Origin of the sequence: Streptomyces sp. NPDC057002, assembly GCF_042673825.1 — a bacterium.
Lineage (GTDB): Bacteria > Actinomycetota > Actinomycetes > Streptomycetales > Streptomycetaceae > Streptomyces.
Genome location: NZ_JBHURZ010000002.1, coordinates 1199278 through 1221653, shown reverse-complemented (window position 1 = coordinate 1221653; position 22376 = coordinate 1199278). Strand labels below are relative to the sequence as shown.

The 22376-nt window shown below is 70.9% G+C and carries 21 protein-coding genes; 12 read left to right on the top strand and 9 right to left on the bottom strand.

Translation table 11 applies throughout. The features are described from left to right. The first annotated feature begins 64 nt into the window (after positions 1 to 64). Positions 65 to 1000: a hydroxymethylbilane synthase gene (gene hemC / locus ACFT32_RS13600; protein WP_382488589.1), complete on the top strand. Its 936-nt coding sequence runs from the start codon at positions 65 to 67 to the stop codon at positions 998 to 1000. A gap of 24 nt (positions 1001 to 1024) precedes the next feature. On the opposite strand, the gene ACFT32_RS13595 is transcribed toward hemC, so the two are convergent. The 4 genes from ACFT32_RS13595 to ACFT32_RS13580 form a co-directional block, all read right to left on the bottom strand. Beyond that, positions 1025 to 1546 carry a hypothetical protein gene (locus ACFT32_RS13595; protein ID WP_261682633.1) on the bottom strand — a complete coding sequence of 174 codons (522 nt, stop codon included), beginning with the start codon at positions 1544 to 1546 and terminating at the stop codon, positions 1025 to 1027. A gap of 191 nt (positions 1547 to 1737) precedes the next feature. Then, the gene (locus tag ACFT32_RS13590; RefSeq protein WP_382488588.1) at positions 1738 to 2598 is read right to left on the bottom strand and encodes an ABC transporter permease; all 861 of its coding nucleotides are present in this window, start codon (positions 2596 to 2598) and stop codon (positions 1738 to 1740) included. Next, a complete protein-coding gene (locus ACFT32_RS13585) occupies positions 2558 to 3415 on the bottom strand; it encodes an ABC transporter ATP-binding protein (protein WP_382488587.1) in 858 nt (285 codons plus the stop codon). Before ACFT32_RS13585 ends, ACFT32_RS13590 begins: the two co-directional genes overlap by 41 nt. Further along, a complete protein-coding gene (locus ACFT32_RS13580) occupies positions 3412 to 3867 on the bottom strand; it encodes a MarR family winged helix-turn-helix transcriptional regulator (protein ID WP_382488586.1) in 456 nt (151 codons plus the stop codon). The genes ACFT32_RS13585 and ACFT32_RS13580 overlap by 4 nt, the downstream gene beginning before the upstream one ends. Positions 3868 to 4116: 249 nt before the next feature. Here ACFT32_RS13580 and ACFT32_RS13575 point away from each other — a divergent pair, with 249 nt between their 5' ends. Next, positions 4117 to 4908: an RNA polymerase sigma factor SigF gene (locus ACFT32_RS13575; protein WP_382488585.1), complete on the top strand. Its 792-nt coding sequence runs from the start codon at positions 4117 to 4119 to the stop codon at positions 4906 to 4908. Between the two features lie 21 nt (positions 4909 to 4929). On the opposite strand, the gene ACFT32_RS13570 is transcribed toward ACFT32_RS13575, so the two are convergent. Further along, complete coding sequence (locus tag ACFT32_RS13570; protein ID WP_382488584.1) at positions 4930 to 5250, bottom strand: ANTAR domain-containing protein; 321 nt, start codon at positions 5248 to 5250, stop codon at positions 4930 to 4932. Between the two features lie 251 nt (positions 5251 to 5501). Here ACFT32_RS13570 and ACFT32_RS13565 point away from each other — a divergent pair, with 251 nt between their 5' ends. After that, positions 5502 to 6305, top strand: a complete 804-nt coding sequence (locus tag ACFT32_RS13565) for a VOC family protein (protein ID WP_382488583.1) — start codon at positions 5502 to 5504, stop codon at positions 6303 to 6305. Between the two features lie 6 nt (positions 6306 to 6311). On the opposite strand, the gene glgX is transcribed toward ACFT32_RS13565, so the two are convergent. Continuing rightward, positions 6312 to 8456, bottom strand: a complete 2145-nt coding sequence (gene glgX / locus ACFT32_RS13560) for a glycogen debranching protein GlgX (protein WP_382488582.1) — start codon at positions 8454 to 8456, stop codon at positions 6312 to 6314. Next, a complete protein-coding gene (locus tag ACFT32_RS13555; protein ID WP_184598753.1) occupies positions 8453 to 8965 on the bottom strand; it encodes a pep a2 in 513 nt (170 codons plus the stop codon). Before ACFT32_RS13555 ends, glgX begins: the two co-directional genes overlap by 4 nt. A 375-nt stretch (positions 8966 to 9340) precedes the next feature. Here ACFT32_RS13555 and ACFT32_RS13550 point away from each other — a divergent pair, with 375 nt between their 5' ends. The 6 genes from ACFT32_RS13550 (at position 9341) to ACFT32_RS13525 (ending at position 18263) form a co-directional block, all read left to right on the top strand. Beyond that, on the top strand, positions 9341 to 9664 hold the full coding sequence (locus ACFT32_RS13550) for a DUF5133 domain-containing protein (protein WP_382488581.1): 324 nt from the start codon (positions 9341 to 9343) through the stop codon (positions 9662 to 9664). Between the two features lie 75 nt (positions 9665 to 9739). Beyond that, positions 9740 to 11737 carry an alpha-1,4-glucan--maltose-1-phosphate maltosyltransferase gene (locus ACFT32_RS13545; protein ID WP_382488580.1) on the top strand — a complete coding sequence of 666 codons (1998 nt, stop codon included), beginning with the start codon at positions 9740 to 9742 and terminating at the stop codon, positions 11735 to 11737. Next, positions 11734 to 13452 (top strand): maltose alpha-D-glucosyltransferase, encoded by a 1719-nt coding sequence (gene treS, locus ACFT32_RS13540; RefSeq protein WP_382488579.1) that lies wholly within the window; start codon positions 11734 to 11736, stop codon positions 13450 to 13452. The genes ACFT32_RS13545 and treS overlap by 4 nt, the downstream gene beginning before the upstream one ends. 28 nt (positions 13453 to 13480) lie before the next feature. After that, positions 13481 to 14851 (top strand): maltokinase, encoded by a 1371-nt coding sequence (locus tag ACFT32_RS13535; protein ID WP_382488578.1) that lies wholly within the window; start codon positions 13481 to 13483, stop codon positions 14849 to 14851. A gap of 3 nt (positions 14852 to 14854) precedes the next feature. Next, on the top strand, positions 14855 to 17062 hold the full coding sequence (gene glgB, locus ACFT32_RS13530; RefSeq protein ID WP_382488577.1) for a 1,4-alpha-glucan branching enzyme: 2208 nt from the start codon (positions 14855 to 14857) through the stop codon (positions 17060 to 17062). A 112-nt stretch (positions 17063 to 17174) separates the two neighbouring features. Then, positions 17175 to 18263 carry a glutamate--cysteine ligase gene (locus tag ACFT32_RS13525; protein WP_382488576.1) on the top strand — a complete coding sequence of 363 codons (1089 nt, stop codon included), beginning with the start codon at positions 17175 to 17177 and terminating at the stop codon, positions 18261 to 18263. A 52-nt stretch (positions 18264 to 18315) separates the two neighbouring features. Here ACFT32_RS13525 and ACFT32_RS13520 read toward each other — a convergent pair whose 3' ends face one another. After that, entirely contained in the window at positions 18316 to 18549 is a 234-nt protein-coding gene (locus ACFT32_RS13520) for a DUF6480 family protein (RefSeq protein WP_382488575.1), read from the bottom strand. Positions 18550 to 18700: 151 nt separating this feature from the next. On the opposite strand from ACFT32_RS13520, the gene ACFT32_RS13515 reads away from it, so the two are divergent. Both ACFT32_RS13515 and ACFT32_RS13510 read left to right on the top strand, forming a co-directional pair. Next, entirely contained in the window at positions 18701 to 20599 is a 1899-nt protein-coding gene (locus ACFT32_RS13515; RefSeq protein WP_382488574.1) for an AMP-dependent synthetase/ligase, read from the top strand. Between the two features lie 114 nt (positions 20600 to 20713). Then, the gene (locus ACFT32_RS13510) at positions 20714 to 21148 is read left to right on the top strand and encodes an ATP-binding protein (RefSeq protein ID WP_382488573.1); all 435 of its coding nucleotides are present in this window, start codon (positions 20714 to 20716) and stop codon (positions 21146 to 21148) included. Between the two features lie 61 nt (positions 21149 to 21209). On the opposite strand, the gene ACFT32_RS13505 is transcribed toward ACFT32_RS13510, so the two are convergent. After that, positions 21210 to 21581, bottom strand: a complete 372-nt coding sequence (locus tag ACFT32_RS13505) for a PRC-barrel domain containing protein (protein WP_382488572.1) — start codon at positions 21579 to 21581, stop codon at positions 21210 to 21212. A 343-nt stretch (positions 21582 to 21924) separates the two neighbouring features. Between ACFT32_RS13505 and ACFT32_RS13500 the strand changes: the two genes are divergently transcribed. After that, positions 21925 to 22326, top strand: coding sequence for an STAS domain-containing protein (locus ACFT32_RS13500; RefSeq protein WP_382488571.1), 402 nt, complete (start codon positions 21925 to 21927; stop codon positions 22324 to 22326). The last annotated feature ends 50 nt before the right edge of the window (positions 22327 to 22376 follow it).

Genomic DNA, 22376 nt, shown 5'->3' with positions numbered 1-22376 from the left:
CGCTGCCGGACGGTCGGGGGGAGTACGGCACGAACGCATCCGCGGGAGGGTCTATCGTGTCCGCATGTCCGTCCCCGAACTGATCCGCATCGTCTCCCGCGACTCGCCCATGGCGCTCGCCCAAGTGGAGCGTGTCCGGGCCGAGTTGGCCGCCGCTCACCCCGGAGTGCGCACCGAGGTCGTGCCGGTGAAGACCACCGGCGACAAGTGGATGGGCGATCTGTCCCTGGTCGAGGGCAAGGGCGCGTTCACCAAGGAGGTCGACGCGGCGCTGCTGGCCGGGGAGGCCGATCTCGCGGTGCACTGCATGAAGGACGTGCCCGCCGACCGGCCGCTCCCCGCGGGCACCGTGTTCGCCGCGTTCCTCAAGCGGGACGACATCCGGGACGCCCTGATCCATCCCGGCGGGCTCACCCTGGACGAGCTGCCGGCCGGCACCCGGATCGGCACCTCCTCGGTGCGCCGGGTCGCGCAGCTGGCCGCCACGCATCCGGACCTGGAGTGCGTGCCGTTCCGCGGCAACGCCAACCGCCGTCTGGCGAAGCTCGCCGCCGGAGAGGCCGACGCGCTGCTGCTCGCGGTGTCCGGCCTGGAGCGCATCGGCCGCGAGGACGTGATCAGCGAGATCCTGTCCACCGAGGCGATGATGCCGCCCATCGGCGCGGGCGTGCTGGCGCTCCAGTGCCGCGAGGGCGACGCCGACCTCATCGACGCGGTGAGCGGCCTCGGTGACCCGGACACCTACCGGGAGACGACCGCCGAGCGCATGTTCCTGCATGTGCTGCAGGGGCACTGCAACAGCCCGATCGCCGGGTTCGCGCGGGTGGACCGCAGTGGTGAACTGTCGCTGCGGGCCTGCGTGTTCACCCCGGACGGCAAGACGCGGCTGAACGCGCACGAGTGGGCGGGCCGGCTGGACCCGGCCACGCTCGGCACCTCGGTCGCCGTGGCCCTGCTGCGCCAGGGTGCCCGCGAGATCATCGACGGCATCCCGCACTGACCGGCGGGATGCCCTGACGCCGGATCAGGCGGTGCCTTCCTCCGCCTGCTCCCGCAGGAAGACGCTCACCTGGTGCGCCAGGCTGTCCCGCACCGCGCCCTGCTGGGTCCCCGCGGGACCCTCGTGGACGCCGATGCCGCCCGACCACAGCCGGCGCTCGGTCCACTCCTCCTCGACGCGCAGCTGGACCTGGACGTCCACCAGGCTCAGGGACGCCTCGGTGCCGGCCGCGTACAGCACGGCGGTGACCCGGCGCAGCGGATAGACGTCGAAGCCCTCGATGAACTGCGAGTTGCGCCAGTCGAGGAAGGCACTCTCCCCGTCCGGGCCGATCCGCACGTCGATCTGGCCGTCCTCGAGGTGGACGCCGAGGTGCCGGCGGCCGCGGTTCTCGACCGTCACGCGGAGGCAGAAGTACGTCAGCCCGTCGGCGGCGTCGTCACGGCCGCGGGGCGGCTCGGCCGGTTCCAGACGGTGGACGCGGACCCGCAGACCGGCATGCTCGTCGTACTCCTGCCAGTCCCCGACCACGTTCGGCTCGTACACGGTGCCCCTCTCGACCTCTGGAAGCTGCTTCCTATCTGTGGTCTCAGCGCACTGTCAAATGAGCAGAATGCGCTGTGGCCAGGCAGTTCACCCCATTTGATCGGCGATCAAGCCGTGCCCAGCGGTTATCCGGAAACAGTTGGAGAAAGCGGTTGCCGAGGCGTGCCGCACATCACTTTCCCGAGTGAAGATCAACGGGCCAGCCGACCCAGCAGGGCCGATGCCGCGGCGACGCCGAGCGCGGCGGCCACGAGCAGCACCGTGAAATCGGCCGCCAGCCGGTGGGGCGTGCCGAGGAGGAGCCCGCGCAGGGCGTCCACCTCGTAGCTGAGCGGGTTGGCCCTGCTGACGGCCTGGAGCCAGCCCGGCATCACGGACACCGGGTACAGGGCGTTGGAGCCGAAGAACAGGGGCATGGTGATCGCCTGCCCGAAGCCCATGAGGCGGTCGCGGCTGAGGACGATCCCGGCGATGGTCATCGACAGGCAGGAGAAGAAGGCCGAGCCGAGGATGACGATCGCGGCGACGGCGAGCAGCTTGATCGGGTTCCAGGTCAGCACCACACCGAGCAGGGCCGCGATGAGGAGCACGACGACCGCCTGGACCAGCGACTTCACGCCCGCCGCGAAGGCCTTGCCGGTGATCAGCGCCGAGCGCGGAGTGGGCGTGACGAGAAGCTTGTTGAGGATTCCGGCGTCGCGCTCCCAGATGATCTGTATGCCGTAGAAGATGGCGATGAACATCGCGGACTGGGCGATGATGCCGGGCGCCAGGTAGTCGACGTAGGGGATGCCGCCGGTGGGGATCGCCCTGATGCGGGTGAAGGTCTGACCGAAGATCAGCAGCCAGAGGGCGGGCTGGACGGCCCGGGTGTACAGCTCGGTGCGGTCGTGGCGCAGCTTCTGCAGTTCGACCGCGCACATCGCGCCGACGCGGGCGGGCAGCAGCCGCCATCCCGCGCGGGGCCGCGGGGGCTTCAGCAGCAGTGCGATGGCGTCGTCGCGGACGGGGTCAGCCGACCCGGCGGGCGGTGCGGCGGGTGCTTCGGACATCGCGGAAATCTCCTGCCTCGTCGTCGAGACCGCTGCCAGCCACGTCACGGAAGACGTCCTCCAGCGTGGGCAGTGCGGCCGGGGCCCGGCCCGCGGCGCGGCGGCGCGCGCCGAGCCCTTCCCTGAGCTCGTCCGGGGTGCCGAGGGCCCGGATCCGGCCGTGGTGCATCAGGGCCACCCGGTCGCAGTACTGGTCGGCCTCGTCCATGTAGTGGGTGGTCACGAGCACGGTCATGCCGGTGGCGGCGCGGACGGCGCCGATGTGCTCCCACACGCCGGTGCGGGCGATCGGGTCGAGGCCGATGGTGGGCTCGTCGAGGATCAGCAGGCGCGGGGCGCTGACCAGGGCCTGGGCGAGTTCCAGCCGGCGGACCATGCCGCCGGAGTAAGTGACGGCCAGCCGGTCGGCGGCGTCGGCGAGGCCGACCGCCGTCAGGGCCTGGCCCACGCGTTCGGCGCGTTCCCGGCGCGGTACGTCGAAGACCCGGGCGAACAGGGCGACGTTCTCCCTCCCGGTGAGACCGGCGTCCGCGGACAGTTGCTGCGGTACGTAGCCGAGCAGGCGGCGTACGGCCATGCGGTCCTGGGCGGTGTCGTGGCCGAAGACGCGGACCATCCCGGCGGGGACCGGCAGCAGGGTGGTGATGCAGCGGATGGCCGTGGTCTTGCCGGCGCCGTTGGGGCCGAGCAGTCCGAAGACCTCGCCCTGCCGGACCGTGAGGTCGAGCCCGTCCACGGCGTTGGTGTCGCCGAAGGCGTAGGCGAGCCCGGTGCAGGCGACGGCGTCGGCCTGGGGCGGTGCGGTGTCCCGGGTCATGACTCCTCGGCCTCCTCGTGCAGGGTGTCGGCCAGCTTGCGAAGGGCCGGGATCGCCGCGTGCAGCGCCCGGCGGTCCGTCTCGTCGAGGCGGGACACCTGGCGTCGTACGAGGGCGGCGCGGCGCCCGCGCCAGTCGTCGAGCCGTGTCCGTGCGGCGGGTGTGGGCAGCAGCCGGGCGGCCCGCCGGTCGGCCGGGTCGGTCTCGCGGACCAGGTAGCCCGCCCCTGCCAGCTGATTGACCAGGGTGGACACCGAGTTGGCCGCCAGACCGAGGTCCTTGGCGGCGTCGGAGATGCCGATCCCCGGCCGTGTCACGACCAGCCGCAGCAGCTCCGCCTCCGCGCCGCGCAGCCGCGGGTCGGGCATCTCGCGCCGCAGGCGCCGTCTGATCAGCCGCTGGACCCCGACGAGCGCGTCGGCCAGCTCTTCGGGGAAGGTCTCCGGCTCCATGCGGGCGAGATTAGCTCTGTAGGAGAGCTAATCGATCCATGGAGAGGTCAAGAGAAGTCAAGAAAGGCCAAGTGGGCGTATTGTCTGAATTGTTTCGTAATCTTCCCGCCCGGGAATGGGCTGTGAAGTGCTTCGGACAGGAGGCACGTCCGTGGGAGCCGCCCGGGCCCCCGGTGCCTGCCGTGAGGTCCGAGTCCGCGCTTCCCACGGTGTCTGTCCATTCGGCACCTGCTCAGGGAGGTGCGCATCATGCGTATCGCCGGCAGCACCAGAACGCACCCCCACGACGACGCCCCCGACACCGCCGCCGCGTTCGAACGTCTCGCGCGGCTGTCCGAGGGGCCCGAGCGCAAGGCCCTGCGCGACGAACTGGTCGAGGCCTGGCTGCCCATGGCCGAGCGGATCGCCGTCCGTTTCCGCGGCCGGGGCGAGGCCCTGGAGGACCTGTACCAGGTGGCCGCCCTGGGTCTCGTCAAGGCCGTCGACCACTACGACCCGGCGCGCGGCAACGCCTTCGAGGCCTACGCCGTACCGACGGTCACCGGGGAGATCAAGCGCCACTTCCGTGACCACATGTGGACGCTGCACGTGCCCCGCCGGGTCCAGGATCTGCGCAACCGGGTGCGGCACGCCGCCAAGGAGCTGTCGCAGACCACCCCCGGCCGCTCCCCCACGGTGGCCGAGATCGCCGACTACGCCCACCTCACCGAGGGCGAGGTGCGCACCGGCATGGAGGCCCTGGAGTGCTTCTCCGCGCTGTCGCTGGAGGCGGAGATGCCGGGGACGGACGGCTACGCCCTCGGGGACGCGATCGGCGGGCCGGACCCGGCCTTCGACACCGTCGTCAACCGGGTGGCCGTCAGGCCCTGCCTGGAAGCGCTGCCGGAGCGCGAGCGGATCATCCTCTACCTGCGGTTCTTCAAGGGCATGACGCAGAGCCGCATCGCCGAGCAGCTCGGCATCTCGCAGATGCACGTCTCCCGGCTGCTCAGCAGCTGCTTCGCCCATCTGCGTGAGGAGCTGCTGACCGAGACCGGGTGAGCGACTCGGGCCGCCGGGGGATCACGCCTCCGGCGGTGTTCCCGGGATCTGCGTCGGTCCGGCCCGGTCGAGGGCGTCTTCCAGCGCGGCCCGGATCTCCTCGGGCATCATGCCGGTGCGCCCCCATACGAGGATCAGTTCCGCGACGTTGCGCAGCTTGATGTTGGTGTGCTGGGAGACCTCCTTCAGCACGGCCCACCCCTGGTCGGGCGAGACCCGGCCGAGCGCCACGACCATGCCGATCGCCTGGTCCACGACGGCGTGGGAGACGACCGCCTCCTTCAGCTGCTGGATCTCCTCCTGCAGCTCGAAGATCCGCTCCGAGCCCCCGTCCGTGGGCATGGTCACCTCCGGGTCCGGTGCGCCGCTGTCCGTGTGGCCTCACAGGGTGCTTGAGTGCCTTGACGCAGTGTCCGACCCATCCATCGTCGTCACTCGGCCCGCCCGGTGCCACCGGGGCGGACCAGGCCGGTTCGGGACACCGTTTGTGCGTCGTCGCCGGGGTACTCGGCAGGCGCCCACAGCGGTTCCGGTTGGACACTGGGTGCAATCCTCCGGTGGCTGCCAGGCCGACGAGATCAGGACGCGACACCATGAACCATGACATGCCCGTCTCTTCCGGCACGAAGGACGTCGTCTCATCACACTCCGTGGTCGGCGCGCCCTGTTGGGTGAGCCTGACCAGCCGGGACGTCAAGGCGACGGAGGAGTTCTACAGTGCCGTGCTGGGCTGGCAGTGGCGTCCGGCCAAGCTGGGCGACCGGCACCGGATCGCGCTGGCGGACGGCTCGCCGGTGGCCGGGATCGCGGGGGTCGCGACCATGTGGCAGATGGCGGTGGCGTGGACGCCGTACTTCGCCGTACGCAGCGCCGACGAGGCGGTGGCGCGGGTGCAGGAGCGTATGGGCACGGCCGCGGTCGGGCCGATCTCCCTGCCGCCCGGGCGGGCGGCGCTGCTGGCGGACCGGGACGGGGCGACCTTCGGGATCTGGGAGGGCGACCTGTTCACCGACTGGGAGACCTGGCGCAACGCGCAGCCGGTCTTCATCACGCTGCACACGCGTGACGCCTTCGACGCGGCCATCTTCTACGGCGAGGTCCTCGACTGGGCGACACAGCGCCCCGGCTGCTGCGAGGTCCAGTACGAGGGCGGGGAGGTCGTGCTGCGCAGCCGCGGTGACGTGGTGGCACGGATCGAGTCGGGGGCGCTGGAGGCGGCCCCCGACCCCACGATCCGGCCGCACTGGCAGGTCCACTTCACCGTCGACGACGTGGAGGCCTGCGCCCGGACCGCGGAGCTGCACGGCGGCAGCGTGTTGTTCAAGAGCGGCGACGAGGCCGTGCTGCGCGACCACGACGGCGCCCAGTTCACGGTCACGTCGCGCCGGGGCCGCTGATCCGGCTCAGCGGGTCTTCCGGGACGGCCGTGACAGCAGGACCAGGCTGCGTGCCCCGACGGTGAGGCCCGTGCTCGCCTTGCGCTCCGCCTCGTCCGGGGTGCCCTCCGGGTCGGCGGTGTCGATGAGCGCCGTCCAGCGTTCGCCGTAGGCGGCGTCCGGCAGGCGGAACTCCACCGGCTCCCAGTGGCTGTTGGTCAGCAGCAGGAAGGAGTCGTCGACGACGGGCCGGCCGCGGGGGTCGGGTTCGGCGATGGCGTCGCCGTTGAGGAAGACGCCGACGCAGTGCGCGTCGCCGCGCCGCCAGTCGTCGTCGGTCATCTCCCGGGCGTCGGGCGCCAGCCACACCAGGTCGGGCAGCGGCTGGTCAGCGCGGGTCAGGGTCTCGCCCAGGAAGAAACGGCGCCGGCGCAGCACGGGGTGCCCGGTGCGCAGCCGGATGACGTACCGGGTGAACTCCAGCAGGTCGCGCTGCTCCTCGGTCAGCCGCCAGTCGATCCAGGAGATCTCGTTGTCCTGGCAGTAGGCGTTGTTGTTGCCGCGCTGGGTGCGTCCGAGTTCGTCGCCGTGGGAGAGCATCGGGATGCCCTGGGACAGCAGCAGCGTGGCGAGGAAGTTGCGCTGCAGGCGGGTGCGCAGCTCCCGTACGGCCGGGTCGCGCGTGGCGCCCTCGGCGCCGCAGTTCCAGGACCGGTTGGTGCTCTCGCCGTCCTGGTTGTCCTCGCCGTTGGCCTCGTTGTGCTTGTCGTTGTAGGAGACGAGGTCGCGCAGGGTGAAACCGTCGTGCGCGGTGACGAAGTTGACGCTGGCGCGTGGCCGGCGCCTGCTGTGGGCGTAGAGGTCGGAGGAGCCGGTCAGCCGGGAGGCGAACTCGCCGAGCGTATGGTCCTCGCCGCGCCAGTAGTCGCGGACGGCGTCGCGGTACATGCCGTTCCACTCCGACCACAGCGGCGGGAAGTTGCCCACCTGGTAGCCGCCCTCGCCGACGTCCCACGGTTCGGCGATCAGCTTGACGCGGCTGATCACCGGGTCCTGCTGGATGAGGTCGAAGAACGCCGAGAGCCGGTCCACCTCGTGGAACTGCCGTGCCAGCGTGGCCGCGAGGTCGAAGCGGAAGCCGTCGACGTGCATCTCGGTGACCCAGTACCGCAGCGAGTCCATGATCAGCTGGAGCACGTAGGGGTGGCGCATCAGCAGGCTGTTGCCGGTGCCGGTGGTGTCGTAGTAGTGCTCCCAGTCGCCGTCGACCAGGCGGTAGTAGGAGCAGTTGTCGATGCCGCGGAAGGAGAGGGTGGGGCCCTTCTCGTTGCCCTCGGCGGTGTGGTTGTAGACCACGTCGAGGATCACTTCGAGCCCGGCCGCGTGCAGGGTCTTCACCATCGACTTGAACTCGGCGACCTGCTGGCCGCGGGTGCCGTGCGCGGCGTAGGCGTTGTGCGGGGCGAAGAAGCCGATGGTGTTGTAGCCCCAGTAGTTGGCCAGGTCGCGACCCTGGAGCACGCCGTCCTGGACGAACTGGTGGACCGGCATCAGCTCCACGGCCGTGACGCCCAGCGAGGTGAGATGCTCGACGGCCGCGGGGTGTGCCAGTCCGGCGTAGGTGCCGCGGAGCTCGGCGGGCACCCCGGGGTGGGTGCGTGTGAAGCCCTTGACGTGGGTCTCGTAGATCACCGTGTCGGCGTAGGCACGGCTGGGCGGGCGGTCGTCGCCCCAGTCGAAGGCCGGGTCGGTCACCACGCCGAGCATGGTGTGCCCGGCGCTGTCGGCCGGGTCGGGACCGTCCGGGTTCCGCTCGTGGAGCGAGGGGTGGTTGTCGATCTGCCCGTCCACCGCGCGGGCGTACGGGTCGAGGAGCAGCTTCGCGGGGTTGCAGCGGTGGCCGGCGGCCGGCGCCCACGGGCCGTGCACGCGGTAGCCGTAGCGTGTGCCGGGGCCGACGCCGGGCAGGTAGCCGTGCCACACGAAGCCGTCGACCTCGGCCAGCGGAACCCGGGTGTGGGTGCCGTCATCGTCGACGAGGACCAGCTCGACGCGTTCGGCGACCTCGCTGAAGAGGGCGAAGTTGGTGCCCTCCCCGTCGTAGTACGCGCCCAGCGGATAGGGGCGCCCGCTCCAGGCGGACGCCCCGTTCCGGTGCTGCCGACGGGTCACCGGGCCTCCTCCAGGACCTCGTCGGGTGTGCCGGCGGGGCCGGCCAGCTGTGCGACGCGCACCTCGCGGGGCACGTCGAGGCCCTCGCTCAGTCGCGGGGCGGGCGCGGTCGGCACCAGCGGGACGCGCTCGCCGGCGCGGGCGCGCTGCGAGAACCAGATGACCTTGCTGCCGGTCTCGGTGGCGCAGCAGCCCCAGCCGTCACTCATCGCCGCGAGGTGCTCCAGGCAGCCTCGCAGTTCCTGGTCGGGGCGCAGGGCGCGGTCGTTGTCCCCGATGGCGGTGATCAGGTGTTGCCCGTTCCACCACATCTCGATCGAGGTGTTCTTGTCCGTGGCGTGTTCGTCGATGGCCTCGAGCAGCATCTCGGCACCGCCGCAGACGGGCTGGATCAGGTTGTCCAGGTCCCAGAACTTCAGGTGAGCGGCCAGAATGCGGCTGACCTGTCCCACCCGTTCCGGGCTGACTTCCACGTCGAGGTGGTAGTAGCAGGGCACTGCGGTCTTCATCGGTCGGCTCCTCACCGCGAGGCTCAGCTCCTCCTCGCTCCCGCAGTCCTGCGGGACGAGCCCCGAGCACGGAACGTGAGCGTGTATCGCTTCTGAGTCACCCTCAGAGTGAGGGGGCTAGCCCGTTCGTGCAACACGAGCGCACGGCCGGGGCGGCCGGGGCCTGCGACCGTCTGCGACCGAACGGACCCCTACGGCCTGAACGGATCACCCGGACGCGCCACTGGTTGAAGCTCCAACAGGACGTTGCGTTGTCATACATGCACCATGTGTGACAGAACTCGATCGCCGGGGCGGGGCCGTGTCGCTGTGCGCGCGGCCGCCGTCCGACCGTCGGGAGACCGTGCCCCTCGAGCCCGAAAGGTGATCGGCGCCATGCTGCTACCCGCCAAAGCCGAAGTCGCCCGGCAGTTGCGGCGTTACCGGGCCTGGGAACGCGTGATGCTCGCGGCACCCAACGACCGCACGGTTCGGACCACGTTCGAGGACTCCGGCTACACGCTCTGCGTGCTGATGGGCAAGCGCTGCGCGCGGGAGGCGGCGGACGCGGCCGAGCGGTACCTGCGCACCAACCAGCTCGCCTACCTGCAAGAACAGCAGGTCACCTGTCTGCAGGAACAGAACGAACGACCCCGTCCGGCCACGGCGGTGCGACGAAGACCGCCGACGGCGGAGCGGCGGTACCCGGCGGGAAGGTGAGGGCCTTCCCGCACATCTTGTCCCCATGAACCGGGCCCTGGGGGCCCGGTTTCGAGCACGGTGGAGGTGAGGACCATGAGTAGGACCCGGGCCATCGGCCGTATCCCGGTACGGGATGTCCGGCCGGCCGTGGAGAGCGGCAACCGGCCGGCGAAGGCGGTCGTGGGAGAGGCGTTCGAGGTCACCGCCACCGTGTTCCGGGAGGGGCACGACGCGGTGGCCGCCAATGTCGTGCTCAAGGACCCCGAGGGCCGCCCCGGGCCGTGGACGCCGATGCGGGAGCTGGCCCCGGGCAGCGACCGCTGGGGCGCCGAGGTCACCGCCGACGCGGTCGGCCGCTGGTCGTACCGGGTGCAGGCCTGGAGCGATCCGGTGGCCACCTGGCGCCGTGCGGCGGGCATCAAGGTGCCGGCCGGCATCGACCCGGGCCTGGTCCTGGAGGAGGGCGCCGAACTCTACGAGCGGGCAGCGGCCGGCGTGCCGAAGGGCGACGGCCGCGGTGTGCTGCTCGGCGCGGCGGAGACGCTGCGCGACGACTCGCTGTCCCCTCCGGAGCGGCTCGCCGGGGCGCTGACACCGGAGGTGGAGGAGGTGCTGGCCCGCCATCCGCTGCGGGACCTGGTCACGACCTCCGAGCCGCTGCCGCTGCTGGTGGAGCGGGAGCGGGCCCTGTACGGCTCCTGGTACGAGTTCTTCCCCCGCTCCGAGGGCACCCGGCAGCAGCCGCACGGCACCTTCCGCACCGCCGCGCGCCGGCTGCCCGCGATCGCCGCGATGGGCTTCGACGTCGTCTACCTGCCCCCGATCCACCCCATCGGCACCACCTTCCGCAAAGGCAGGAACAACACCCTCTCCCCCGGCCCCGACGACGTCGGCGTCCCGTGGGCGATCGGCTCCCCGGAGGGCGGCCACGACGCCGTCCACCCCGCCCTGGGCACCCTGGAGGACTTCACCTGGTTCGTCGGCCAGGCCCGCGAGCTCGGCATGGAGGTGGCCCTCGACTTCGCGCTGCAGTGCTCCCCCGACCACCCCTGGGTGCAGAAACACCCCGAGTGGTTCCACCACCGCCCCGACGGCACCATCGCCTACGCCGAGAACCCGCCGAAGAAATACCAGGACATCTACCCCATCGCCTTCGACGCCGACATGGACGGCCTGATCGCCGAGACCGTGCGGGTGCTGCGGCACTGGATGGACAGCGGGGTGCGGATCTTCCGCGTGGACAACCCGCACACCAAGCCGGTGGTGTTCTGGGAGCGGGTGATCGCGGACATCAACCGCACCGACCCGGATGTGATCTTCCTGGCCGAGGCGTTCACCCGCCCGGCGATGATGGCCACCCTGGCCCAGATCGGCTTCCAGCAGTCCTACACCTACTTCACCTGGCGCAACACCAAGCAGGAGCTGACCGACTACCTCACGGAACTGTCCGGCGAGGCCGCCACGTACATGCGGCCGAACTTCTTCGCCAACACCCCCGACATCCTGCACGCCTACCTCCAGCAGGGCGGCCGGCCCGCCTTCGAGGTCCGGGCCGTCCTCGCCGCGACCCTCTCACCGACCTGGGGCATCTACTCCGGCTACGAACTGTGCGAGAACACCCCGCTCAGAGAGGGCAGCGAGGAGTACCTGAACTCGGAGAAGTACCAGCTCACCCGCCGCGACTGGAAGACCGCCGCACGCGAGGGACGCACCATCACCCCGCTGCTGACCAGGCTCAACACCATCCGCCGGGAACACCTCGCACTGCACCGGCTCAGGAATCTCCGCTTCCACCACACCGACAACGACGCCCTCATCGCGTACAGCAAGCGCACGGGAAACGACGTCGTCCTGGTGGTCGCCAACCTCGACCCGCACCACGCCCAGGAGGCGACGGTCTCGCTGGACATGCCGCAACTCGGCCTGGACTGGCACGAGTCGGTGCCGGTGCGGGACGAGCTCACCGGCGAGACCTACCACTGGAGCAGGAACAACTACGTGCGTCTGGAGCCGGGGCGGGCTCCCGCGCACGTCTTCCACGTCCTGTCACCGCCCGCCGCGCAAGCGATCGGAGGGGCAGGAACGTCATGACCGTGAACGAGCCCGTGCTGGACACCTTCGAGGACACTCCCGTCAGGGACCGGGACCCGGAGTGGTTCAAGCGCGCCGTCTTCTACGAGGTGCTCGTCCGCTCGTTCCAGGACAGCAACGGCGACGGTGTCGGTGACCTGAAGGGCCTGACCGCCAAGCTCGACTACCTCCAGTGGCTCGGCGTCGACTGCCTGTGGCTGCCGCCGTTCTTCAAGTCCCCGCTCCGCGACGGCGGCTACGACGTCTCCGACTACACGGCCGTGCTGCCGGAGTTCGGCGACCTCGCCGACTTCGTGGAGTTCGTCGACGCCGCCCACCAGCGCGGCATGCGCGTGATCATCGACTTCGTCATGAACCACACCAGCGACGAGCACGCGTGGTTCCAGGAGTCGCGCAAGGACCCCGACGGGCCCTACGGGGACTACTACGTGTGGGCCGACGACGACAAGGGCTATCCGGACGCCCGGATCATCTTCGTCGACACGGAGACGTCGAACTGGACGTACGACCCGGTGCGCGGCCAGTACTTCTTCCACCGCTTCTTCTCGCACCAGCCGGATCTCAACTACGAGAACCCGCGCGTCCAGGAGGAGATCCTGGCGGCGCTGAAGTTCTGGCTGGACCTGGGCATCGACGGCTTCCGGCTGGACGCGGTGCCGTACCTGTACGCGGCCGAGGGCACCAACTGCGAGAACCTGCCCGCCACCCACACGTTCCTCAAGCGCGTCCGCAAGGAGATCGACACCCAGTACCCGGACACGGTGCTGCTCGCCGAGGCCAACCAGTGGCCCGAGGACGTCGTCGACTACTTCGGCGACTACCCCAGCGGCGGCGACGAGTGCCACATGGCCTTCCACTTCCCGGTCATGCCGCGCATCTTCATGGCCGTACGCCGCGAGTCCCGCTACCCGGTCTCGGAAATCCTGGCCAAGACCCCGGCCATCCCCTCGGGCTGCCAGTGGGGGATGTTCCTGCGCAACCACGACGAGCTGACCCTCGAGATGGTCACCGACGAAGAGCGCGACTACATGTGGGCCGAGTACGCCAAGGACCCCCGCATGCGCGCCAACATCGGCATCCGCAGGCGCCTCGCTCCCCTGCTGGACAACGACCGGCACACCATCGAGCTGTTCACCGCGCTGCTGCTGGCCCTCCCCGGCTCGCCGATCCTCTACTACGGCGACGAGATCGGCATGGGCGACAACATCTGGCTCGGCGACCGGGACGCCGTCCGGACCCCCATGCAGTGGACCCCGGACCGCAACGCCGGGTTCTCCACCTGCGACCCGGGCCGCCTCTTCCTGCCGGCGATCATGGACCCGGTCTACGGCCACCAGGTGACCAATGTCGAGGCCTCCATGTCCTCGCCGTCGTCGCTGCTGCACTGGACCCACCGCATGATCGAGATCCGCAAGCAGAACCCCGCCTTCGGACTCGGCACATACACCGAACTGCCCTCCTCCAACCCCGCGGTGCTGGCCTTCCTCAGGGAGTACGAGGACGACCTGGTGCTGTGCGTGAACAACTTCGCGCGGTTCGCCCAGCCCACCGAACTCGATCTGCGCGAGTTCGCCGGACGCCATCCGGTGGAGCTGTTCGGCGGGGTCCGCTTCCCGGCCATCGGCGAGCTGCCGTATCTGCTGACCCTCGGGGGTCACGGCTTCTACTGGTTCCGGCTCACCCGAGTCGCATCCCGCATCGGCCGGCGGCTGTGAGCACGCGCCGGGACAAGGAGGCGTGACCATGCCGAAGACCGCATCCCTGCGCCCGAGCCTCACGCGCCTTGCCGAGCCCATGGAGTCGCTCGGCGCTCTGCTGCGCGACTGGCTGCCCCGCCAGCGCTGGTTCGCGGGCAAGGACCGGCCCGTCACTGAGCTCGGCCTGCTGTCGATGACCGAGCTGTTCCCGGGCTGTCTGCACCTGCTGGTGCACGCCGGGCACGCCGGGCACACGGGTGTGCCGTCGCCGGGCGGTGCTCCCCCGGCCGGCGACTGCTACCAGCTCCTGCTGGGCGTACGGGAACACCCGTCACCGCGCCTCGGCCGGGCGCTCATCGGGCAGGTGCAGGACGGGCCGCTGGCCGGCCTGACGGTCTACGACGCGCTGCACGATCCCCGTTCGGCCCAGCTGCTCCTGGACCGGCTGCGGCAGCCCGGCACCGCCGGCCCGCTGCGCTTCGACTGCGACCCGGACCAGCAGGTGCCGGCCGGGCTGGTGCCGCGGCTGCTCGACGCCGAGCAGTCCAACTCCTCGCTGGTGTACGGCGACGAGTACATCCTGAAGATCTTCCGACGCATCCAGCCGGGCGTGAACCCGGACCTGGAGGTGCCCGGGGCGCTGGCCCGCCAGGGCTGCCACCGCGTCCCCGCGCCCGTGGCATGGTTCCAGATGAACCATCCCTTCAAGGCCACGCTCGGTGTGCTCCAGCCGTATCTGCGGGACGCCTCCGACGGCTGGACGCTGGCGCTGCACGCCCTGGCCGCCGGGGACGACTTCACGGTCCAGGCGCGGGCGCTCGGCGCGGCCACGGCGGATGTGCATCTCGCGCTGGCCTCGGCCTTCCCGGTCGGCGCGCCCGGGGAGAACGGGCGTACGGCGACGGCGATGACCGAGCGGCTGGACGCCGCCGCGCACTGTGTGCCCGCGCTCCAGCCGTTCGTGCCGGGCCTGCGGACCGCGTTCGCCGCCCTCACCACCTGCGATGCCGGGCCGCCCGCCCAGCGCATCCACGGCGACCTGCACCTGGGCCAGGTGCTGCGGGCCGGGCGTGAGTGGTTCGTCATCGACTTCGAGGGCGAGCCGTCCCGGCCGCTCTCCGAACGGCGCAGCGCCCACTCCCCCGTGCGGGACATCGCCGGGATGCTGCGCTCCTTCGACTACGCCGCCCGGCAGCGCCGCCCCTGGCGCCCGGAGTGGGCGCGCCGCTGCCGCGAGGCCTACTGCGCGGGCTATGCCGCCCGTGCCGGCTGGGACCCGCGAAAGAAGCACGGACTGCTCCGGGCCTACGAGACGGACCGGGCCGTGTACGAGGTGCTGTACGAGGCACGGCACCGCCCCGACTGGCTGCCTGTACCGATGGCGGCGATCGAGCGCCTCGCTGTGAGAGGAGACTGAGCCGTGGCCCTGCGAGACACCTCAATCCCGGAGCCGTCAGGCCCGGTCCCAAGCGTGACCGCGCCCGCCCTGAGCCCGGAGGACCGCGGGCGTCTGCTCGCGGGCGCCCACCATGATCCGCACGCGCTGCTCGGCGCCCACCCGGTCCCCGGCGGGATCGCGTTCCGGGCCCTGCGTCCCTTCGCCCACTCCGTGAGCGTCGTGATCGACGGCCGGCGTACGGCCCTCGTCTCGGAGGGCGGCGGCCTTTTCTCGGCCGTACTGCCGCTGGAAGCCATCCCCGCGTACACGCTGCACGTGGCGTACGAGGGCGGCGAGCAGGAGACGCACGACCCGTACCGCTTCCTGCCCGCCCTCGGCGAGCTCGACCTGCACCTGATCCGCGAGGGCCGGCACGAGCAGCTGTGGCAGGCGCTCGGCGCCGAGCCCATGACCCACGAGGGCGTGACCGGCACCCGGTTCACGGTGTGGGCGCCGAACGCGCAGGGCGTGCGGGTCGCCACGGACTTCACCCACTGGGACGGGACGCAGTTCCCGATGCGGTCGCTGGGCGCGTCCGGGGTGTGGGAGCTGTTCCTGCCGGGCGTCGGCGAGGGCACGGCGTACAAGTTCGAGATCCACTCCCGGTACGGGCAGCGCTTCCTCAAGGCGGACCCGATGGCCCGCCGTGCCGAGGAGCCGCCCAACACGGCGTCGATCGTGACGGCCTCGCACCATGAGTGGGCCGATGCCGAGTGGATGGCCCACCGCGCCGACACGCCCGTGCACGAGGCGCCGATGTCGGTGTACGAGGTGCATCTGCCGTCCTGGCGCCCGGGGCTGACCTACCGGCAGCTCGCCGAGGAACTCCCGGCGTACGTCAAGGACCTCGGCTTCACACACGTCGAGTTGATGCCGGTCGCCGAGCACCCCTTCCACGGCTCGTGGGGCTACCAGGTCACGGGTTTCTACGCGCCGACGGCCCGGCTGGGCTCTCCGGACGACTTCCGGTTCTTCGTCGACGCCTGCCACCGGGCCGGCATCGGCGTGATCATGGACTGGGTGCCGGCGCACTTCCCGAAGGACGACTGGGCGCTGGCCCGGTTCGACGGGGACCCGCTGTACGAGCCCGGGGACGGGCGGCGTGCCGAGCACCCGGACTGGGGCACGTACGAGTTCGACTTCGGCCGCACCGAGGTGCGCAACTTCCTCGTGGCGAACGCGGTGTACTGGTGCGAGGAGTTCCACATCGACGGGCTGCGGGTCGACGCGGTGGCCTCGATGCTCTACCTGGACTACTCGCGCGAGGACGGCCAGTGGGAGCCCAACGCCTACGGCGGCCGGGAGGACCTGGCGGCCATGGCGTTCCTGCAGGAGATGAACGCGACCGTGTACCGGCGTGCTCCCGGCGTGGTCACCATCGCGGAGGAGTCCACCGCCTGGGGCGGCGTGACCCGGCCCACCGACACCGGCGGGCTCGGGTTCGGGCTGAAGTGGAACATGGGCTGGATGCACGACTCGCTGGAGTACCTGAGCCATGAGCCGGTGCACCGCAAGTACCACCACCACGAGATGACGTTCTCCATGGTGTACGCGTACAGCGAGAACTACGTCCTGCCGATCTCCCACGACGAGGTCGTGCACGGCAAGCAGGCGCTGGTGTCGAAGGCGCCGGGCGACTGGTGGCAGCGGCGCGCCACGACCCGCGCCTACCTCGGCTTCATGTGGGGCCACCCCGGCAAGCAGCTGCTGTTCATGGGGCAGGAGTTCGCGCAGGGCGCCGAGTGGTCGGTGGAGCACGGGCCGGAATGGTGGCTGCTCGACGACGGCTACCACTCGGCGGGTGACCACCGGGGCGTGCGCGATCTGGTCCGCGACCTGAACACGGCGTACCGGGCGACACCGGCGCTGTGGCAGTGCGACACCCGTCCCGAGGGCTTCCGGTGGGTGGCGGTGGACTCGGCCGACGACAACGTCTTCGCGTTCCTCCGGTACGACGCCGAGGGCAGTCCGCTGCTGGCGGTGTCGAACTTCTCCCCCGTCGTCCGGCACGACTACGGCCTCTGGGTCCCGGGCGACGTCGTCGCCTGGCAGGAGACCCTCAACACCGACGACACGCGCTACGGCGGCGGCGGCGTCACCAACCCGGATCCGGCCAAACCGGAGGACGGCCTGGTCCGGATCACGCTGCCGCCGCTGGCCACCGTGTGGCTGAGGCCGTTCGCTCCGTGAAGTCCCGGGGGCGCACCAGGTGTCCGACCCGCCTGTGAGGGGCACTGGGGGTCGTACCACCGGGAGAATCCGGTGGTACGACGCGGCAGGGTCGCAGAAGGGCGGGCATCAGGTGCGCACCGTCGGAGTGGAGGAGGAGCTCCTCCTCGTCGATCCGGAGACCGGCGAGCCGCGAGCGCTGTCCGCGGCGGTGCTCGCCCACGCGGAACGGGACGACGCGGATCAGGACGTTTTCGAGAAGGAACTCCACGAGCAGATGCTGGAGTTCGCCACCCATCCGCAGTCGTCCATGGAGAGCCTGCGCGCGGAGATCGCCCGCTGCCGCGAGGAGGCCGCCCGGCACGCCGGGGAGATCGGCTGCACCGTCGCGGCGCTCGCCACCTCCCCGCTGCCGGTGAGCCCTGCCATCAGCGTCAACCAGCGCTACCAGTGGATGGCGGAGCGGTACGGCATCGCCACCCGGGAGCAGCTCGTCATGGGCTGCCATGTGCACGTGTCGGTCGAGTCCGACGAGGAGGGCGTGGCGGTCATCGACCGGGTGCGGCCGTGGCTTCAGGTCCTGACGTCGCTCAGCGCGAACTCGCCCTTCTGGCAGGGCCATGACTCGGGGTACAGCAGCTATCGCAGCCGGGTGTGGCAGCGCTGGCCGTCGGCCGGTCCGACCGAGATCTTCGGCTCGGCCGAGCGGTACCACCGGCTGGTCGCGGAGATGGTGGCCACCGGGGTCATCCTCGACGACGGGATGATCTACTTCGACGCACGGCTGTCCCGGCAGTACCCGACGGTGGAGGTGCGGGTCTCGGACGTCTGTCTGCACTCCCGCACGGCCGCGCTGGTCGCCACCCTGGTCCGCGGGCTCGTCGAGACCGCCGCCCGCGAGTGGCGGGCGGGCCGGGAGCCCTTCGACCACAGCGTCAGCCTGCTGCGGCTGGCCCACTGGCAGGCCGCGCGGTCCGGTCTGACGGGCGAGCTGCTGCACCCCGCGACCATGCGGCGCCTGCCCGTCGAGGCAGTGGTCCGTGCCCTGCTGGACCATGTCGGTGAGGCCCTCGCGGACGCAGGTGACTTCGAGCGGGCCCGGGCCGCCTGCGAGCAACTGCTGCGGGAGGGCAACGGCGCACAGGTGCAGCGCGAGCTCATGGAGCGCACGGGCAGCCTGCGGGACGTCGTCACGGAGTGCGTGCGCCACACCCAGGCGTGAGGCGTCCCGCCCCTCTTGTTGTACGGGTGTTCGGGCTCGGAGCGACAGGTGTTCAGACCATCAGGACTATGGCGTAGGCCAGGAAGAACGCCGCGATCAGCACCACGAGGACGATGATCAGGGTCAGAGGTGTCCTGGCCCAGCCCTTGGGAGGGTTGTGCGTCTCCCGGGGGCCCGCCTCGGGCATGCTGCTTTCCGCGGGCGGGGTTTCGCCCGGCGGTACGCCGCCGCCCGGTTCCAGGCCGGGGGTGCGTTCGGGTTCGGGATCGGGACTGATGTGACTCATGCCTCCCGTGTCCCCCGATCACGCCGAGATCATCAGCGGTGTCACTTCCGTATTTCCCGACCCCGAAGGGTCCCGACTCGACTACATTCGAGCACCGCCGATGACGGTACCCGTCGGCAATGTCACACCCCGTACACGTCAGGAGCAGTGCATGCGCGAAACGGCCCTCGCTCCACCGGCCTTCTCGCCCCTGACCGGCGGGCTCGCCGACAGCGTCTTCGAGACGGCGGACCGCGAACCCACCCGGCCGATGCTCGCCCGCCGCACCGACCCCGCCTCCGCCGTCTGGGAGGAGGTGACGGCCATCGAGCTGCGCGACGAAGTGGTGGACGTGGCCAAGGGTTTGATCGCGTCCGGGATCGCGCCGGGCCACCGTGTGGCGATCATGGCGCGCACCCGGTACGAGTGGACGGTCCTGTGCTACGCGCTGTGGGCCGTGGGCGCCGAGGTCGTCCCGGTCTATCCGTCGTCGTCGCGCGACCAGGTGGAGTGGATCCTGCGGGACTCCGGTTGTGTGGCCGTGGTGGTCGAGGACGAGCAGGGCGTCATGACCGTCGGCTCGGTGTGCGCGGCGCTGCCGTTACTGAGCCACGTCTGGCAGCTGGACGCGGGGGCGCTGGAGGAGCTGGCGGTGCGCGGGGAGTCCGTGCCGATCGCCACGGTCGACTCGATGCGCCGCATCGTGCTGCCGGACTCCACGGCCGTCATCGCCTACACCTCCGGCACGACCGGCCACGCCCTGGGCTGCGCCCTCAGCCATCGCAACCTGGCCGGGCCCTGCGACACGCTGCTGGCCGGATGGGGCCGGACGGCGGCCCCGCGCGGGGAGCAGGGCTCCGTGCTGGCCTTCCTGCCCTTCTCCCATGTGTACGGGCTCATGATCCAGGGCCTGTGCGTACGCGGCGGCCTGCTGATGGGGCACCAGGCCGACCTCGGCGGGGAGGCGCTGTTCTCGGCGCTGCGCTCCTTCAGGCCCACGTACTTCTACGCGGTCCCGTCGGTCTTCGAGAAGATCTACAAGAACTTCCTGCGCACGGCGCAGCAGGAGGGCCACGGCGGGCTGTTCGAGCGGGCCGCCGAGACGGCGCGGGACTTCGCCGCGGCCCTCGAACGCCAGCGGCTGGGCCGGGGCCGCGGACCCGGTTTCGATCTGCGGCTCCAGCACGCCCTCTACGACCGCACGGTGTACCGCAGGCTGCGGGCCGCGCTGGGCGGCCGGGTACGGCGGGCGACATCCGGCGGTTCTCCCCTCAGCCGCGACCTGTCCCTCTTCTACGAGGGCATCGGCATCTATGTGAACGACGGCTACGGCCTGACGGAGACCAGCGGCGGGGTGACGATGCAGCCGCTGGGCCGGGAGAAGTCGGGGACCGTGGGGCAGGCGCTGCCGGGCACGGAGATCCAGGTCGCCGACGACGGGGAGATCCTGGTGCGCGGCCCGTCGGTGTTCCAGGGGTACGTGGGTGACGACGCCGGCACCCGGGCCGCGCTGCGCGGCGGCTGGCTGGCCACCGGTGACCTCGGGCGACTGGACCCGGAGGGCTATCTGACGATCACCGGCCGCAAGAAGGACATCATCATCACGAGCAGCGGCAAGAGCGTCGCCCCGGCGGCCCTGGAACAGCGGCTGCGGATGCACCCGCTCATTCACCAGGCCGTGGTGGTGGGTGACAACCGGCCCTGTGTCGGCGCCCTGATCACGCTGGATCCGGACTTCCTGGCGCACTGGCGGGCGGCGCTGGCGCTGCAGGGCGAGATGCGGGAGGCGCGGGAGGAGAACGCGCTGCGGGAGGAGGTCGCGCGGGCCGTGGCCGCGGCCAACAGTGCCGTGTCGCGGTCGGAGTCGATCCGGGTGTTCCGGGTCCTGCCGGAGCCGTTCGACGTGACCAACGGGCTGCTGACGCCGTCGATGAAGCTGCGCCGGGACGAGATCGTGCGGCACTACGCGGCCGAGATCGACGCGATGTACGAGTCGCGCAGGCGTCCCTCGCGGCCGAGCACCCCGGAGGATCCGTCGCACTGGGACGACTCGGACAACGTGTTCCGCTGAACGCGGACCGGACGCGTAGTCCGCGCTCGCACGGGAACACGACAGTGGCGACACAAGAGAAAGGACGACAGCCCTGACGACAGCCCTTGCTGACGACCGGGCCGGAAAGGCGATATGTCAACCGAGCCGCGTGGGGACGACGCACTGACCTCCGAGGACATCCCGAGCCGCACGAACAGCTTCGTGGGCGAGCCGCACGACGTGACCGGTGCGCGGCTGGCCGCGGAGGGGTTCTTGCGTGACCTGGCACGATCCTCGCCGCCCTCCGCCCCCGAGTACTGGGACGACATCCTGCTGGTGGTGACGGAACTGGCCGCCAACGCGGTCCAGTACGCCCCGGGCCCGTTCGCGCTGCGGATGCGCCGGACCTTCGACGGGGTGCATGTGGTGATGCACGACACCAGCAGCACGGAGCCCGCCCCGCGGCCCTTCGATCCGCGCAGCGGTGGCGGCGGCATCGGCTGGCATCTGATCCACACCCTGTGCGACCAGGTCAGCGTGGTGGCCGACGAGCGCGGCAAGGACGTGCACGTGTTCCTGCCCTGGTGAGCCGCCCTGAGGAGCCGGGAGCGTCACGGGCGCGGTACGCCCGTGACCGGCTCGGACCGGCTCAGACCGAAGTCGCCGCACGTGGCGGCAGCCGGTCGTAGTAGTCGCCCACGGCCGTCAGGTACCCCCGGTCCCTGGTCTCGCTGTCCGTCTGGAAGCGGGGGGCCGCCTTCGCGTCTCCCCTGGTGCAGGCCAGTGTGATCTTCCGGGCCTGTGTGTCGACGCCGATGACGACTCCGGCCGGCACCAGCACGCTGCGGCCGAACACCCAGACTCCGGTGTCGACGACCAGGTGCCGCATGCCGTGCGGGGCGGCCTCGCGGTCCAGGTGCCCGATCGTGCCGTCGGTCGCGGCGACGGTGAACCCGGTCAGGTCCTGCCCCTCGACGTGACCGCTGCCCGGCGCGTACGACCAGATTCTGTCGATGGCCACGCTGCTCCATCCTCCCTCGCGGTGTGCGGATAGCGGATCCCCGGCGGACGGTCCCGCCCACCCGGCTCCACAGCAGCAATTACCCTCCTGCCGCAAGCGCATTCGGCGCACACCCCTGCCACCGTACGACGCGCAGCGGCAGGTCTCGCAGAGGTTCGGGGCAGAGTGAATGGAGGGCTGTTTCCGGGGTAATCGCGGGGGCGCGGTGAAATACGGAGCCCGGTGGCGAAGGGAGGCAGATGAGACATGGCATTCGAGCCCGTCCCACGACCGGCGTCGCCCCGTACCGCGGTCACCCCTGAGAGGTGACCAGACCAGGCCGTAGCACTTGTTGGAGGTATCCGTGCCCCTCGCCCAGAACCCGCTGTCCGTGGAAGTCGAGCTGCCCCGGGAGGACGTGGCCCTGATCACGGTCGACGGCTACCTGGACGTCGACACCGCGACCGAGTTCCAGGCCCATCTGGCCAACCAACTCCACCACGGCCGACGGCACTTCCTGCTCGACCTGTCGTCCGTCCCCTTCATGGACTCGTCGGGGATGAACATCATCCTCCGGGTGTACCAGGAGACCCGAAAGACCGCCGGCAGTGTGCACGTCATCAGCCCGACGTCCGCCGTACGACGCATCCTCGACCTGACGGGCGTCAGCATCACGGTTCCGATATCGGAGAGCGTGGACGAGGCCCTGGCCCGTGCCGACGACGTACCGGACACCCCCGAGGAGCCGGGCGAAGCGGGCGCCTGACGACCGGGTGCCCCTCGGGCGGGCCGCCGGCCGGACCGGCGGCCCGGTGC

Coding starts and splice junctions, on each gene's coding strand:
- ACFT32_RS13570 (WP_382488584.1), bottom strand. CDS start 5,250: ATGCCCACGGACGGGGGCTCGGAGCGGATCTTCGAGCTGCAGGAGGAG.
- ACFT32_RS13555 (WP_184598753.1), bottom strand. CDS start 8,965: ATGAAGACCGCAGTGCCCTGCTACTACCACCTCGACGTGGAAGTCAGC.
- ACFT32_RS13550 (WP_382488581.1), top strand. CDS start 9,341: ATGCTGCTACCCGCCAAAGCCGAAGTCGCCCGGCAGTTGCGGCGTTAC.
- ACFT32_RS13510 (WP_382488573.1), top strand. CDS start 20,714: ATGTCAACCGAGCCGCGTGGGGACGACGCACTGACCTCCGAGGACATC.
- ACFT32_RS13535 (WP_382488578.1), top strand. CDS start 13,481: ATGCCGAAGACCGCATCCCTGCGCCCGAGCCTCACGCGCCTTGCCGAG.
- ACFT32_RS13590 (WP_382488588.1), bottom strand. CDS start 2,598: ATGTCCGAAGCACCCGCCGCACCGCCCGCCGGGTCGGCTGACCCCGTC.
- ACFT32_RS13585 (WP_382488587.1), bottom strand. CDS start 3,415: ATGACCCGGGACACCGCACCGCCCCAGGCCGACGCCGTCGCCTGCACC.
- ACFT32_RS13565 (WP_382488583.1), top strand. CDS start 5,502: ATGAACCATGACATGCCCGTCTCTTCCGGCACGAAGGACGTCGTCTCA.
- hemC (WP_382488589.1), top strand. CDS start 65: ATGTCCGTCCCCGAACTGATCCGCATCGTCTCCCGCGACTCGCCCATG.
- ACFT32_RS13580 (WP_382488586.1), bottom strand. CDS start 3,867: ATGGAGCCGGAGACCTTCCCCGAAGAGCTGGCCGACGCGCTCGTCGGG.
- ACFT32_RS13515 (WP_382488574.1), top strand. CDS start 18,701: ATGCGCGAAACGGCCCTCGCTCCACCGGCCTTCTCGCCCCTGACCGGC.
- ACFT32_RS13575 (WP_382488585.1), top strand. CDS start 4,117: ATGCGTATCGCCGGCAGCACCAGAACGCACCCCCACGACGACGCCCCC.
- ACFT32_RS13545 (WP_382488580.1), top strand. CDS start 9,740: ATGAGTAGGACCCGGGCCATCGGCCGTATCCCGGTACGGGATGTCCGG.
- treS (WP_382488579.1), top strand. CDS start 11,734: ATGACCGTGAACGAGCCCGTGCTGGACACCTTCGAGGACACTCCCGTC.
- ACFT32_RS13520 (WP_382488575.1), bottom strand. CDS start 18,549: ATGAGTCACATCAGTCCCGATCCCGAACCCGAACGCACCCCCGGCCTG.